16 protein-coding genes are annotated in these 13,467 nt (G+C 73.8%); 7 read left to right on the top strand and 9 right to left on the bottom strand.

The window, feature by feature from the left end:
- Positions 1-3 precede the first annotated feature (3 nt).
- The gene (locus ACGF3A_RS17595; RefSeq protein WP_393730592.1) at positions 4-936 is read left to right on the top strand and encodes a GntR family transcriptional regulator; all 933 of its coding nucleotides are present in this window, start codon (positions 4-6) and stop codon (positions 934-936) included.
- Positions 937-1,146: 210 nt separating this feature from the next.
- Positions 1,147-1,356, top strand: coding sequence for a hypothetical protein (locus ACGF3A_RS17590; protein ID WP_393730590.1), 210 nt, complete (start codon positions 1,147-1,149; stop codon positions 1,354-1,356).
- Between the two features lie 54 nt (positions 1,357-1,410).
- Here ACGF3A_RS17590 and ACGF3A_RS17585 read toward each other — a convergent pair whose 3' ends face one another.
- The 3 genes from ACGF3A_RS17585 to ACGF3A_RS17575 all read right to left on the bottom strand — a co-directional run bounded on the left by ACGF3A_RS17585 (position 1,411) and on the right by ACGF3A_RS17575 (position 4,056).
- Positions 1,411-2,691 (bottom strand): MFS transporter, encoded by a 1,281-nt coding sequence (locus ACGF3A_RS17585; protein WP_393730588.1) that lies wholly within the window; start codon positions 2,689-2,691, stop codon positions 1,411-1,413.
- Between the two features lie 260 nt (positions 2,692-2,951).
- Positions 2,952-3,506, bottom strand: coding sequence for a DinB family protein (locus ACGF3A_RS17580; RefSeq protein WP_393730586.1), 555 nt, complete (start codon positions 3,504-3,506; stop codon positions 2,952-2,954).
- A gap of 10 nt (positions 3,507-3,516) precedes the next feature.
- Positions 3,517-4,056 carry a MarR family winged helix-turn-helix transcriptional regulator gene (locus ACGF3A_RS17575; RefSeq protein WP_393730584.1) on the bottom strand — a complete coding sequence of 180 codons (540 nt, stop codon included), beginning with the start codon at positions 4,054-4,056 and terminating at the stop codon, positions 3,517-3,519.
- A 95-nt stretch (positions 4,057-4,151) separates the two neighbouring features.
- Between ACGF3A_RS17575 and ACGF3A_RS17570 the strand changes: the two genes are divergently transcribed.
- Entirely contained in the window at positions 4,152-4,796 is a 645-nt protein-coding gene (locus ACGF3A_RS17570; RefSeq protein ID WP_393730582.1) for an MBL fold metallo-hydrolase, read from the top strand.
- Here the strand turns inward: ACGF3A_RS17570 and ACGF3A_RS17565 are convergent.
- Entirely contained in the window at positions 4,786-5,481 is a 696-nt protein-coding gene (locus tag ACGF3A_RS17565) for a type 1 glutamine amidotransferase domain-containing protein (protein WP_393730580.1), read from the bottom strand. The genes ACGF3A_RS17570 and ACGF3A_RS17565 overlap by 11 nt on opposite strands.
- Positions 5,482-5,651: 170 nt before the next feature.
- On the opposite strand from ACGF3A_RS17565, the gene ACGF3A_RS17560 reads away from it, so the two are divergent.
- Positions 5,652-6,512 carry a helix-turn-helix transcriptional regulator gene (locus ACGF3A_RS17560; RefSeq protein ID WP_393730578.1) on the top strand — a complete coding sequence of 287 codons (861 nt, stop codon included), beginning with the start codon at positions 5,652-5,654 and terminating at the stop codon, positions 6,510-6,512.
- Here the strand turns inward: ACGF3A_RS17560 and ACGF3A_RS17555 are convergent.
- Both ACGF3A_RS17555 and ACGF3A_RS17550 read right to left on the bottom strand, forming a co-directional pair.
- Positions 6,493-6,705 carry a tautomerase family protein gene (locus ACGF3A_RS17555; protein WP_393730576.1) on the bottom strand — a complete coding sequence of 71 codons (213 nt, stop codon included), beginning with the start codon at positions 6,703-6,705 and terminating at the stop codon, positions 6,493-6,495. The two genes, ACGF3A_RS17560 and ACGF3A_RS17555, sit on opposite strands and share 20 nt — an antisense overlap.
- A 44-nt stretch (positions 6,706-6,749) precedes the next feature.
- The gene (locus ACGF3A_RS17550) at positions 6,750-7,511 is read right to left on the bottom strand and encodes an SDR family oxidoreductase (RefSeq protein ID WP_393730574.1); all 762 of its coding nucleotides are present in this window, start codon (positions 7,509-7,511) and stop codon (positions 6,750-6,752) included.
- Positions 7,512-7,598: 87 nt separating this feature from the next.
- On the opposite strand from ACGF3A_RS17550, the gene ACGF3A_RS17545 reads away from it, so the two are divergent.
- Complete coding sequence (locus ACGF3A_RS17545) at positions 7,599-8,459, top strand: helix-turn-helix transcriptional regulator (protein WP_393730572.1); 861 nt, start codon at positions 7,599-7,601, stop codon at positions 8,457-8,459.
- A gap of 24 nt (positions 8,460-8,483) precedes the next feature.
- On the opposite strand, the gene ACGF3A_RS17540 is transcribed toward ACGF3A_RS17545, so the two are convergent.
- Both ACGF3A_RS17540 and ACGF3A_RS17535 read right to left on the bottom strand, forming a co-directional pair.
- Positions 8,484-9,443, bottom strand: a complete 960-nt coding sequence (locus ACGF3A_RS17540; protein ID WP_393730570.1) for a hypothetical protein — start codon at positions 9,441-9,443, stop codon at positions 8,484-8,486.
- Positions 9,444-9,614: 171 nt separating this feature from the next.
- Entirely contained in the window at positions 9,615-10,601 is a 987-nt protein-coding gene (locus ACGF3A_RS17535) for a helix-turn-helix domain-containing protein (protein ID WP_393730568.1), read from the bottom strand.
- Between the two features lie 71 nt (positions 10,602-10,672).
- On the opposite strand from ACGF3A_RS17535, the gene ACGF3A_RS17530 reads away from it, so the two are divergent.
- Positions 10,673-11,734, top strand: coding sequence for a saccharopine dehydrogenase family protein (locus ACGF3A_RS17530; protein WP_393730567.1), 1,062 nt, complete (start codon positions 10,673-10,675; stop codon positions 11,732-11,734).
- 10 nt (positions 11,735-11,744) lie between these two features.
- On the opposite strand, the gene ACGF3A_RS17525 is transcribed toward ACGF3A_RS17530, so the two are convergent.
- On the bottom strand, positions 11,745-12,452 hold the full coding sequence (locus ACGF3A_RS17525) for an SDR family oxidoreductase (protein WP_393730565.1): 708 nt from the start codon (positions 12,450-12,452) through the stop codon (positions 11,745-11,747).
- Between the two features lie 101 nt (positions 12,453-12,553).
- Here ACGF3A_RS17525 and ACGF3A_RS17520 point away from each other — a divergent pair, with 101 nt between their 5' ends.
- Positions 12,554-13,420 (top strand): helix-turn-helix transcriptional regulator, encoded by an 867-nt coding sequence (locus ACGF3A_RS17520; RefSeq protein WP_393730563.1) that lies wholly within the window; start codon positions 12,554-12,556, stop codon positions 13,418-13,420.
- The last annotated feature ends 47 nt before the right edge of the window (positions 13,421-13,467 follow it).

Raw genomic sequence — 13,467 nt, 5'->3', positions numbered from 1 at the left:
GCCATGGTCGCCAATCTCAGCGTCAGCCAGCACTCCGACGTCCCGATCTACCGCCAGATCGTCACGCAGCTCACGTTCATGATCGAGATGGGGCAGCTCCGCGACGGCGAACGCCTGCCCGGCTCGCGCCTCCTCGCGGACAACCTGGGCATCAACCGCAACACCGTGGCGCACGCCTACGCCGACCTGCGCGCGGAGGGACTCGTCGAGGCCCGGGGCCGCAACGGCATGGTCGTGGTCGGGGGCGAGCGGGCGCGCTCGGCCTCGCGGGTCCGGGACCGGGCCCGCGAGATCCTCGCCTCGGCCGCGCGCGAGTGCGTGGAGCTGGGCCTCACCGCGTCCGACGTCCAGGAGCTCGTCCTGGACCTCGCGGCGCGGGCCGCGGACAGCGCGCCCCGGGTGTCCTTCGTCGAATGCAACGCCGACCGGGCGCACTACTTCGCCGACGAGCTGGAGCGGCACCTCGACCTCGCCGTCAAGCCGCTCGTCCTGGGCGACTTCGACCCGGCGGACGAGCGGCCCGAGCTGGTGCTGACGACCTTCTTCCATCTCGCCGAGGTGCGCGGCCTGCTGCGCCGCCCCACGACGGACGTCATCGCGATCGTCGTCGCCCCGCACGTCCAGACACTGGTCCAGATCGCCCAGGTGCCGAAGAACCGCACGGTGGGCCTCTGGTACTCGACCGAGGACCAGGCCGCGAGCATCCGCGACTCCCTCACGCAGGCGGGCGTCACCAATACCCGCGTCCTGACGGGAACGGACGACGAGCGGCTCGACGGCATCGACCTCGTGGTCGTCCCCAGCGAGATGCCCGGCCTGCGGCAGCGGCTCGAAGGACGCGTCCGCGTGATCGAGTTCGGCAACGTGCTCGACGCCGCCTCGATCCGCATGGTCCGCGAGGTCGTCCGCGACCTCCAGGTGCCGGACCGGCACTGAGGAGCACTGAGGAGCACTGAGGGGCGCGAAAACGGGTGGTGCGGCGGCGCGGTACGCCACTAGCGTGCTGCTGCCCGACCGAGCCGTTCGAAGGAGAGCGTTCCGTTGTACTGCCTGTGAGAACCCCCGAGCTCTGATCTGTCGCGCGTCGCCTCGCCTGTGCGCCGCGCTTCCTCTTGCTGCGGATTTCTCACGGAAACGGTGTCCTTCGTGCGCGCACTCAGCTTTGCCACACCCACCACCCGCCTGCTCCTGACCCCCCGCCGTCGCCACATGGGCGTCCCGCACCACGGCGACCGCCCCGCCTGGCAGTCGCCGTACGGCCCGCCGCCGCCCCGGGCGCACCGCGGCCGCTGGCCCTCCGGGCCCGTACTGGCCCGCTCCCGGCGTCCCGCCTTCGCCTTCTCGCTCAAGGGCTGAGCCCTCGCACGGCTCTACGGTCGCGGCTCTACGGTCGCGGTTCCACGGGCAGTTCTACGGGCCGACGTTCCGCCGTACGACGAGGGCGGCGGCCAGGCACACCGCACCGGCGACCGCCACCCCGGAGGCGGGCCCGAGGGCGGCCGTCGCCCCGGTGGCGGCCGCCAGGATGAACGTCTCCAGGCTCATCCTCGTCGTGCTGAACAGCGCGGCGCCCGCCCCTCCGCGGTGCGAGGGCACGTACCGCAGCGCCTGCCCGTCGGGGACGCCCTCGGTCAGGCCCAGGCACAGCCCGAACACCCCGGCCGCGACCAGCAGGCAGGCGGGCCGCTCCGTCACCAGGAGGAGGGCGGCGGTGGCGGCGCAGCCGAGCAGCGCGGTCGTCACCAACTGCCGGGCCAGCCTGCGCGCGAGGCGGGCGGCGAGCAGCGGGAGGAGCGTGGAGGGCACGGTCAGCAGGCTGAGCATGACCGCCGACTCCCCCGCGCCCATGCGGTGCGCGGAGCCGAGGCGCGGGAGCGCGGTCAGGCCCACCACGAGCATCCCCATGAAGGCGCCCGTGGCCACGGCGTACGCCCGGTAGGCGGGGATCCGCAGCAGGTCGACGGGGATCGCGGGGGCTGACGCGCGCCGTTCCGCCCGGACGAGACCGGCGGTGGCGCCCGCCGCGACGAGCAGCAGTCCCATCGGCGCCCACCAGGGGACGCCCGCCCCGAAGCCCAGTCCGAGCGCGGTCACCACGGCGGCGACGACGGTCCCGAACAGCACGGCTCCGGCGAGGTCGAAGCGCTCGGGCACCTCGGGGCCGCGCAGCGCCGGAAGCCCGAGAACGGCCAGCGCTGCGAGGGCGGCGAACGCGCCCGGCGCCGCGAAGACGAGGGGCCACCCGCCGAGGGCCATGAGGCCCTGGGAGACGACCGGGCCGAGCGCCAGGCTGCTGCCCAGGACGGCACCGGCGTAGCCGTAGACCCGGCGCCGTTCCTCCGGCGGGTACACGGCGAGGACCATCGACGAGCCGCCCGCGGCGCACATGGCGGCGCCGACTCCGGCGAGCGCGCGGAGCGCGACCAGGGACGCCAGGTCCGGGGCGAGCGCCGACAGGGCGCCGGTGACGGCGACGACGAGGTTGCCGACGGCGAAGAAGCGGGTGCGGGCGAGGCGGTCGGCCGCCGCCCCGGCGAGCAGCAGGGCGGCGGCGAAGAGCCCGTTGTAGGCGAGGACGGTCCACGGACCCAGCGCGTCAGCGCCGGGAAGCCGCTCGGTGACCTCGGGTACGGCGCCGGTCGCGCCCGTGATGGCGAGCGGGAAGACCGCGTCGGCGAGGAGGGCGGCCACCAGGACACGCCGACGCCGACGAGGGGACAAGGCAAACATGAACGCGCTCCGGAACAAGGGGATTCCGAGCGCCTCGAAGGCGCTCCTGGCCACGGGTCAGGAGCGACGGCAAGAAGAGCTGGGGTGCTGCGCCGTCGCTCTCAGCGACGGCGCACCTTGTCCGCTTCGCACACGGGGCACACGCTAGCAGTCGGTTCGAACAGGTTCGCGAGAGAGGGAGGGGGAGAGGGAGAGGGCAAGCGGAGCGTGCCGCTCGTCCGTCACTGGCCCACCCGGCCGTCGACGCACTCGCGCAGCAGGTCGGCGTGCCCGCAGTGGCGGGCGTACTCCTCGACCATGTGCACCATCAGCTCCCTGACGGCGATCCGCTCCTTGCCCAGGCGCTCGCCCAGGTCCTCGTGCCCGGCCAGCAGGGCGTCCGTCGCGGCCTGCTCGCGCTCCAGCACCGCGTACGCCTCGTCGACCACGGCCTGCTCTGCGACGGCTCCGTCGAAGTCCGCGTCCCGCTCGCCGTACAGCTTCGGGCGCTGCTCGCCGTCGGTGATCCAGTTCTGCCAGTCGCACTCCGCCTCGGCGAGGTGCCGCAGGAGGCCGAGGAGCGACATGGTCGACGGCGGGACCGAACGCCGGGACAGCTGCTCCGCGTCGAGCCCCTCGCACTTCATCCGCAGGGTCCTGCGGTAGTTCGTGAGAAAGTCCTGGAGCGTCGCCAGCTCGCCTTCCGGGCTCTCCCCTTCGCGAGGGTCGTCGTCCGGGTCGGTCCACATGTCGGGGTAGACGGTCGCCTGGGTCCATCTCGCGGGTCGGTCAGTCATGCGCCCATGCTCATGCGTGAACGCGCGTACCCGCCAGTGGATTTCGGCGGCCCGCAAGGGACGGCGACCCCGGCGACCCTGGGTACGCGTCCCGCGCCATGGCGGCGGCGACCTTGTCCAGGAGGGGCAAGGCGTGGGCCAGCTCGCGCAGTTCGCCGTTGTCCAGGGAGTGCGCGAGGGCCTCGGTGAGGCGGCGGACCCGGTCCTGGCGGTCGGCGTCGAGGGCGCCGCTGCCCGCCGGGGTGAGGTGGAGGACCTTCTTACGGCCGTCGCCCTCGTCCCGCACGGCGGCGAGCTGGCCGGTCGCGACCAGCTCCTTGACGGTGACGGCCATGGTCTGGTGCCGGACCTTCCGGGCGGCGGCCAGATCCGCCGTGGTCATGGGGCCACGCCGGTCCAGCAGGTCCAGGACCGCGGCCTGTACGGGTGGCAGCGTGTCGCCGACCCGGGCCGCGCGGACCAGGTCGCCCGCCGCGGCACGCAGCCGGACGGCGACGGCGTACGGGTCGTCATGCGGGCCCTCGGGGGACGGAGACGGCTGGCGACTCATGCGGTCAAGCTACCAAACCGGCAGCCGTACCTGTACAGGGCAATCTGTACAGTTGGCCCTGTACGCATGACGGACCGGAGCACGGGAGCACCCTGATGGAGCTGACCAAGCACGCCCACGCCTGTGTGAGCCTGAGGAAGGACGACGCCACACTCGTCATCGACCCCGGCGCCCTCACGCCGGACGCCGCCGAGCTGCTCGCCGTGGCCGGGGCGGTCCTGATCACCCACGAGCACTTCGACCACGTCGACGAGCCCGCCGTCGCCGCGGCGCTCGCCGCCCGCCCCGAGCTGACCGTCCACGGCCCGGAGGCGGTGGTGGGCCGCTGGCGCGCGGACCACCCCGAGCAGGTCGTGGCGGTGGCCGACGGCGACCGGTTCACCGTCCAGGGCTTCGACGTCGCCGTTCACGGCGCGGTCCACGCCGAGATCCACCGGGACATCCCGCGCTGCGCGAACGTCGGCTATCTGGTCGACGGCACGCTCTACCACCCCGGGGACGCCTACCACGTCCCGCCGGAGCCGGTCGGCACGCTGCTGCTGCCGACCAGCGGCCCCTGGACGAAGCTGGGCGAGGCGGCCGACTTCGTCCGCGCGCTCGCCCCCGGGCGCGTGGTGCAGATCCACGAGGTGATGCTCTCCGAGACCGGCCGGCAGTCGACGGCGACGTTCCTGAGCCCGCCGATGCTGACCGAGGTCCCCCTCACCCTCGTCCCGGACGGCGAGACCCTCACCCTCTGAGCGCCGCGACCATCTCCTCGGCGAGGGGAGCGCTGGACGCCGGGTTCTGCCCCGTGAAGAGGTTGCGGTCGCGCACGGTGAACGGCGCGTAGGCCGGGCCTCCGGAGTGCACGGCTCCGCGCTCCCGCAGGCGTGCGGCGAGGAGCCACGGCGCCCCCTCGGCCGTACCGAACAGCCGCTCCTCCTCGTCGGTGAACGCCGTCATCTCCCGCCCGGCGAACAGCCACTCCCCCTCCTCGTCCACGGCGCTGAGCAGGGCGGCGGGGCCGTGGCAGACGGCGCCGAGGAGTTTCCCCGAGGCGTCGGCGGCCGTCAGCAGACGGCCGAGACGGGCGTCCTGGTGCAGGTCCACGACGGGGCCGTGGCCGCCGGGGAGGAAGAGCGCGGCGTAGTCGTCGGCGGACACCTCGCTCAGTTTCAGCAAAGGGCCGAACTCCCGCAGCGCGCGCTCCGCGTGCGCCACGTGACGGGCGCACTCCGCACCGGCGACCTCCGGGTCGGCGCTGTGCCGGTCGAGCGGCTGCGCCACGCCGCCGGGCGAGGTGAAGTCCACCGTGTGACCGGCCTCGACGAACTTCTCGTGCGGGGCGGCCAGTTCCTCGGCCCAGTAGCCGGTCGGGTAGGCGGAGCCGTCGGCGCGCTCCCAGACGTCGGCGGCGGACATGACGATCAGGATCCTGCTCATGGGGTTCTTCCGTTCCTCTCGGTGGCTGTGCGCCCTCCCAGCCTGGTGCGCGGAAGGCCCGGGCAGGGCCGCACAGCACGCCCCGTACCGCCCAGGAAAGGGGAACCCAGGACGCGGAGGGCCAGGCACGGGCCGACGGCGTGCACGGCGCGTCCGCGACACTGGAGGGCGTGGCCGAGAAGAATCATGAACTCGCCGACTTCCTGAAGCGGGCGCGCGGCCAGCGCGCCCCGTCCGGGACCGGCCTGCCGCCGGACGGCCGGGTACGCCGCGTCCCCGGCCTGCGCCGTGAGGAGGTCGCCCGGCTGGCAGGCGTGTCGGCGGACTACTACACCCGCCTCGAACAGGGCAGGAACATCACGCCCTCACCCGCCGTGGTCGAGGCGCTCGGCCGCGCCCTGGCGCTCGACCCCGCGGGGCGGGCACACCTCCGCGACCTCCTCGGCACGGCCGCCGCTCCCCGCGACCTCCAGGTCCAGCGCGTACGTCCCGGCCTCCGCCGGTTCCTCGACGCGCTCGACGGCGAGCCCGCGCTCGTCCTCGGCCGCCGCGCCGACGTGCTCGCCGCCAACCGCATGGCGTGCGCGCTCTTCACCGACTTCGAACGGCTGCCGCCCCGGGAGCGGAACTACGCGCGGTGGATGTTCCTCGACGAGGGGGCCCGCGCGCTCTTCCTCGACTGGGAGGACCAGGCGCGCGCGGCGGTCGAGAGCCTGCGCCTCGACGCCGGGCGCGACCCCGGCGACCGGGCCACGGCCGCGCTCATCGCCGAGCTGCGGGAACGCAGCAGCGCGTTCGACCGGTGGTGGGAGCGGCACCGTGTCCATCAGCGCACCCACGGCTCCAAGCGCCTGCGCCACCCCCGCGTCGGGGAACTCACCGTCGAGTACGAGACGCTCACCCTTCCGGGCGACGCCGACACGACCCTGTACGTCTACACCGCCGAGCCCGGCTCGCCCTCGCGGCGTGCCCTGGACCTCCTCGCGGATCTCGCGGACCCGGACGGGGCATTCAGCCGACGTCGCCGTTGAGCATGGCGGCGGTCAGGACGCCGCCCCCGACGCCCCAGCCGCCGTCGGCGACCTCGTCGACGAGCACGACGGTGGTGGGGCGCGCCCGCTCGCCGTAGATCTCCGCGTACAGCTCGGTGGTGCGCTCGACGATCTTCTGCTTGTCCTGGGGAGTGACGGTGCCTGCGGGCACCTTGAAGTGGGCGAAAGGCATGCTGATTTCTCCGTGTGTCTACTTGTGTGTCTACGGGTGGGTGCTCACACCAGGCCGCCGTTGGCCCGCAGGATCTGGCCGTTGATCCAGCGCCCCCGGGGACCGGCGAGGAAGGCGACCGCGTCCGCGATGTCCTCGGGGGTGCCCAGCCGCTCCAGCGGCGGGGCCTTGCTGAGCTGGTCGATCTGCTCGGTGGTCTTGCCGTCGAGGAACAGGTCCGTGGCCGTGGGGCCGGGCGCGACGGTGTTCACGGTGACGTCCCGGCCGCGCAGCTCACGGGCGAGGATCAGGGTCATCGCCTCGACGGCACCCTTGCTCGCCGCGTACGCGCCGTACGACGGGAACTGCGTGCCGACCACGGAGGTCGAGAACCCCACGAAGGCGCCGCCCGCGCGCAGCCGCCGGGCGGCCTCCCGGGCGACGACGAAGGTGCCGCGGACGTTGGTGCGGTGGATGGCGTCGAACTCCGCGAGGTCGAGGTCGGCGACGGGCGAGAGGGCGAGCCGTCCGGCGGAGTTCACGACGACGTCCACGCCGCCGTACTCCTGCTCCGTACGGTCGAACAGCGCGGCGACCTCGTCCTCGTCCGCCACGTCGGCGCGTACGGGGAGCGCGGTGCCGCCCGTAGCCGTGATCGCGCCGACCGTCTCCTCGGCGGCGGTCGCGTCGCGGGCGTAGTTGATCACGACGGCCATGCCGTCCTGGGCGAGTGTGCGCGCGACCGCGCGGCCGATGCCCCGGGAACCGCCGGTCACGAGGGCGACCCGCTCGGGGGCGGGTCCTGAAGTGTGGTGGTGCGTCGTCATGCCCTCCACCCTGCGGGGTGCCCGGCGGCGCAGCCAGGGGATGACATCCCCTGGGTGGACGTCCCCGCCGGGAGCAGACTGGAGGGCATGGGTTCTGCGAAATACACCGAGCTGGGCGCGTTCCTCCGGGCGCGGCGCGGCCGGATCCGCCCGGCCGACGTGGGGTTCCCCACCGGGCCCCGGCGCCGGGTCCCCGGGCTGCGCCGCGACGAGGTCGCCCAGCTCGCGGGGGCCTCGGTGGACTACTACAACGAGCTCGAACGCGGTGCCGGGTCACAGCCGTCCGAGCAGATGCTCGCCGCGCTGGCGCGGGCGCTGCGCCTGACCGCCGACGAGCGTGACCACCTCTACCACCTGGCGGACCGCCCCGTTCCGGCCTCCGGCGGAGGGGCCTCGCACGTGCACCCCGGGATGCTCGACCTGCTCCACCGGCTGACCTCGACGCCTGCCCAGGTGATCACGGACCTGCACGTCACCCTCGTACAGAACCCGCTCGCCGTGGCGCTGCTCGGTGACCAGTCCGGGCTGACGGGGCCCCGGGCCAGCTTCGTCCACCGGTGGTTCACGGAGCCCGAGGCGCGGCGCCTGTACCCGGAGGCGGATCACGGGGCCCAGTCCCGCGCGTTCGTCGCCGATCTCCGCGCGGCCGCGGCACGGCGCGACGCGAAGGACACCGAGGCCCGCTCGATGGTCGAGACGCTGCTGCGCGTCTCCCCCGAGTTCGCCGTGCTGTGGGCCGAGCACGAGGTGGCGTTCCGGCGCGACGACCGTAAGCGCCTCAACCATCCCGTGCTCGGCCTTGTCGAGGTGAACTGCCTGAACCTGTTCAGCGAGGACGGCCGTCAGCGGCTGCTCTGGTTCACCCCGGCGGTCGGTACGGACAGCGCCGGACAGCTCGACCTGCTCGCGGTCCTCGGGGGCCAGGACCTCGCCGGACCGGCGCGCTGAGGTGGCCATGCCGCTCGGCGCGGGTCAGCCGAACCTGACGGAGCTGATCTTGTTGTCGAAGTTGAGGGAACCCAGGTCCGCCACGTCGCCATCGACGGTCTTGGACTCGCCCTTGCAGTCGCGGCCGGACCAGATCTTCAGCGAGCCGCTCGCGGAGAGCGAGGAGGTCACCTTCGGGCGGGCCACGTTCTGGCAGCCGGGACCGGCGACGCCCTGGGCGGGGCCGTCGTCGGAGAAGTTCGCCTCGTCGAAGAGGATGGCGCTGGTCGCGGGCGCGGTCGCGGGCGCGCCCTGCCCGCCGTCCTGACCGGCGTCGCCCGCCGGGCGGCCGGACTTCCGGCCGTCGGGAGTGACGCCGAACCAGGTGCCGCCCACGCCCTGGCCATTGGTGTCGCCGGGCTTGAGGTCCTTGCTGAAGCGGTAGACGGGCCAGCCGCCGATGGTGACCTGGCGGGTGCCGTCGCCGCGCTTGATGACACCCACGGCCGACGGCTTCACCCCGTCGACGAAGATCTTGCCGCCCGGGTCGACGAGGACCGGAGGCCAGGTGGTGGCGCAGGCGCCGTCGCAGTTGGACTTCGACGGAGAGGCCGTGTCCTTGTCGAACCGGTAGAGCGTGAAGCCGCCGCCGTTGACGACGACGGGGTTCAGGTCCCCGGCCTTCGCCGCCGAGAGCTGGACCCACTTGCGCTGCACGGGCTTCGTGGCGGGCTTTCCGGGCGGGTTGGCCCAGTCCCCGGTCTTCCCTGGCGCGTTGTTCTGTTTCGCGGTGCCGGACGTGAGAGCCAGGTCCATCGAACCGGAACCGTTTCCGCGTTCCGAAGACGACGATGAGGGGGACGCGGGGGATGGCGACTCGGCCGCCCCGGAGCCGCCGCCGCTGTCGTCGCACGCGGTGAGCGCGAGCGTGCCGACGGCCGCGACGGAGACGATCAGCGTGGTGGTCCGGCGGGTCCTGCGGGTCCTGCGGGTCTTGTTGAACATCTCGGTCTCCTTGGTCCTGACGCCTGTTGGGCGCGTTCGATGCGTCAGTACGGGCGGAGCGCGCGGGGTCACTCAGCCACACGCCGGACCGAGACCAATCCGAGACATTGTCCAAAAGTCGATGCCGTCCGCGACTGCGGGCGAGGGCAAGCGCCGCGGCGCGGCTGCCCGTCAGCTCGGCCGCGCGCCCGACGTACGGGCGGGGAACGTACGGGCGCGGAACGTACGGCGATAGGCGTCCGGCGGCACGCCGACCGTGCGGTTGAAGTGGCGGCGGAGGGTCGTGGCCGTGCCCATGCCGGTGGTGGCCGCGATGGTGTCCACGCTGTCGTCGGTGGTCTCCAGCAACTCCTGGGCGCGGCGGATCCGTTGGACCAGGAGCCACTGGAGCGGGGTCGTGCCGGTCGCCGCGCGGAAGTGGCGGCTCAGGTGGCGCGAGCTGAGGCGGGCCCGGCGGGCCAGGTCCTCCACGGTCAGCGGCTGGTCCAGCCGTTCGAGGACCCACGGGAGCAGCGCGGCGAGCGGCTGGTGCTGGTCGGGCGCGGGCACGGGCGTCGTGACGAACTGGGCCTGGCCGCCGTCCCGGTGCGGCGGTACGACCAGGCGACGGGCGACCGCGTTGGCGACCGCCGAGCCGTGGTCGAGGCGGACGAGGTGCAGGCACAGGTCCATGGCGGCGGCCTTTCCGGCCGAGGTGAGGACGGTGTCGTCGGCCACGTAGAGCACGTCCGGGTCCACCGTCACCCGGGGGTGGCGGTCGGCGAGGACCTGGGTGTGCGCCCAGTGCGTGGTCGCGCGGCGGCCGTCCAGCAGCCCGGCGGCGGCCAGCACGAACGCGCCCGTGCACAGGGAGGCCACGCGGGCGCCCGCCTCGTGGGCCGCGCGTACGGCGTCGACGAGCTCGGCGGGCGGTGCGACATCGACGTCGGCCCAGCCCGGGACGATCACGGTGTCGGCGCGCGGCAGCTGGTCGAGACCGTGGTCGGGCTCCAGCCGGAACCGGCCGACCGTCACCGCGTCCGGCCCGCAGACGCTGAGGCGGTACCAGGGCGCGGCCGTGCGGACGGTACCGGGCGGTGCCGTCCCGAAGACCTCGTACGCCAGGGACAGTTCGAAGTGCAGCATGCCGTCGGTGACGGCGAGAGCGACAGTGGCCACGTCTGGAATTGTACGGGTCACGTCGTTCCAGACACTCGTCGGAACCTGCCACGCCCGTAAGGATGTTCGCCATGAACGATTCATCGAGGGACACGGGTCAGAAGGTCGCGGTGTACGGCGCGTACGGCCACACCGGGCGCTTCATGGTGACGCACCTGCGCGAACGCGGGTTCGTGCCGCTGCTCACCGGCCGCGACGCCGCCCAGCTCGCGGCGATGGCCGAGTCGGAATCCGGGGCCGGACCCGACGTCCGTCCGGCGTCCGTCGACGATCCCGCCGCGCTCGACCGCGCGCTCTCCGGCGCCGCCGCGGTGATCAACTGTGCCGGGCCCTTCGCCTCGACGGCCGCCCCCGTGATCGAGGCGGCGCTGCGCGCCGGGATCCCGTACGTGGACGTGGCCGCCGAGATCGAGGCCAACGCCGACACGTTCGCCCACTTCGACGCGCGTGCCCGGGACGCGGGCGTGGCGGTCGTACCGGCGATGGCCTTCTTCGGCGGCCTCGGCGACCTGCTCGTCACCGCCGCGACGGGCGACTGGACGGCGGCCGACGAGGCGCACGTCGCGTACGGGCTGGACAGCTGGCACCCCACCGCCGGGACCCGCGCCGCCGGTGCGGTCTCCCGGGAGCGGCGGGGCGGACGGCGCGTCCGGTACGCCGACGGGCGGCTGGAGTACCTGCACGGCGAGCCGCCGCACCAGAAGTGGAACTTCCCGGAACCGCTGGGCACGCGCGCCGTCGTCGGCGAGTTCTCGATGGCCGACATCGTCACCGTCCCCAGCCACCTGTCCGTCCCCGAGGTGCGCACGTACATGACGGTCGAGGCCGCCGGGGACGTGGTCGCCCCGGACACCCCGGCACCGTCCGCTTCGGCGGCGGCGGACGGACAGGGCCGGTCCGCGCAGACCTTCCTCGTCGACGCCGTCGTACGCCGCGGCACCGCCGAACGCCGCGCGGTCGCCCGGGGCCAGGACATCTACGCCGTCACAGCGCCGCTCGCGGTCGAGGCTGTCACCCGCCTCCTCGACGGCCGGACCACGGCGTCCGGCGTCACCTCCGCGGGCGCGGCCTTCGACGCCCCCGGCTTCCTCGCCGCGCTCTCCCCCTGCCTGTCGGTGGAACTGCCGCGCTAGGCCCGCCGGACTACCAGGGCAGCGGGCCCGAGGCGTCGACGAAGGTGCCGGTGGGGCCTTCGGGGGTGAGCCGGGCCATGCGGACGATGATCTCGGCGCCTTCCTCGACCGTCTGGGTGCCGGTGTTCCCGTTGAGGTCCGTGGCGGTGAAGCCGGGTTCCACGGCGTTGATCCGGATGTCCGGGAAGGCCTTCGCGTACTGGACGGTGACCATGTTCAGCGCGGTCTTGGAGGACGGGTAGGCGACTCCCGGGTAGGCGGAGGCGGGGTGGCCCGGCTCGGTGACGTGCGTGAGCGAGGCGAGGCCGCTGCTGACGTTGACTACGACCGGGGAGGCGGAGCGGCGCAGGAGCGGCAGGAAGGCGTGGGTGACGCGCACCGGGCCGAAGACGTTCGTCTCGAAGACCTGTCGCATCATGGCGGCGGTGAGGTCGGCGGCCCCCGCCACCTCGTTCTGCTCGCCGCGTGCCTCGATGCCCGCGTTGTTGACCAGTACGTCCAGACCTCCCTCGGCCTCGACGGTCTTGACGGCCGCCTCGACGGACGCGTCGTCGGTGACGTCGAGCTGTACGGCCCGCGCGCCCAGGCGTTCGGCCGCCCGGCGGCCGCGCTCGGGGTCCCGGCTGCCGATGTATACGGTGTGGCCCGCGGCGACGAGGCGGCGGGCGGTCTCGTGGCCGAGGCCCTTGTTCGCTCCGGTGATCAGTGTGTTCGTCATGCCCTCACCGTCCGCCGTCCCGGCCCGCCCAGCCAGGAGTCCCGGCTTCCTGGGACTCCTGGTACCAGGCAGGCGCGCGGCCGGAGGAGCACACTGTCCGCATGGCGACGGCGGAGTTCGGGAAGGCGGTGCGCCGCTGGCGCGACCGGGTACGGCCCGAGGCGGCGGGGCTGCCGGGCGGCGGGCAGCGGCGCGCGGCCGGGCTGCGCCGCGAGGAGCTGGCGCTGCTGGCCGGGATCTCCGTCGACTACGTGACCCGGCTCGAACAGGGCCGCGCCACCCATCCCTCGGCCCAGGTCGTGGAGGCCCTGGCGCGGGCGCTGCGGCTGGCGGACGAGGAGCGTACGCATCTGTTCCGGCTGGCGGGGCTCGTACCGCCGGGGCCTGAGACGGTCCCCGCGCGTCTCACGCCGAGCGTGCAGCGGCTGCTGGACCGGCTGACGGAGACGCCCGTCGCGGTGTTCGACGCCACCTGGACCCTGCTGGTCGCCAACGCGCCCTACACGGCGCTGATGGGCGCCCCTCCCCCGCGCTCCTCCGGGCCCGGCGACGAGCGGAACGGCGTACGGCGGCACTTCCTCGGCCCCGGCAGCCCGGCCCGGCGTACGCCGGAGGACGAACGCGCGCACGAGGCCGCGCTCGTCGCCGACCTGCGTACGGCCGCCGAGCGTTACCCGGCGGACCCGCGGCTGCGGACGCTGATCGCCGAACTGCGGGCGGGCAGCGCGCGGTTCGCCGAGCTGTGGGACGCGAGCGCCGCCGGGCGTCACGCGTCCTCGCGCAAGACGATCGACCATCCCCGGGTCGGCCCGGTGACGCTGGACTGCGACATCCTCACCGTGGCGGGCAGCGACCTGCGGATCATGGTCTACACCGCCGAGCCCGGCACCGAGGACGCCGAACGCCTCGCCCTCCTGACCGTTCTCGGCACCCAGGAACTCCTGACGGACTCCGCGTCCGAGGCGTGACCGGGCGCGGGAGCACGGGGCCCGGGAAGGGCCGTCCGATATTGGCG

It is taken from the genome of Streptomyces sp. NPDC048172, from assembly GCF_043202595.1.
Classification (GTDB): Bacteria; Actinomycetota; Actinomycetes; order Streptomycetales; family Streptomycetaceae; genus Streptomyces.
Note: the sequence above shows the minus strand (reverse complement) of the source record. Positions and strands in the feature narration are given on the sequence as shown.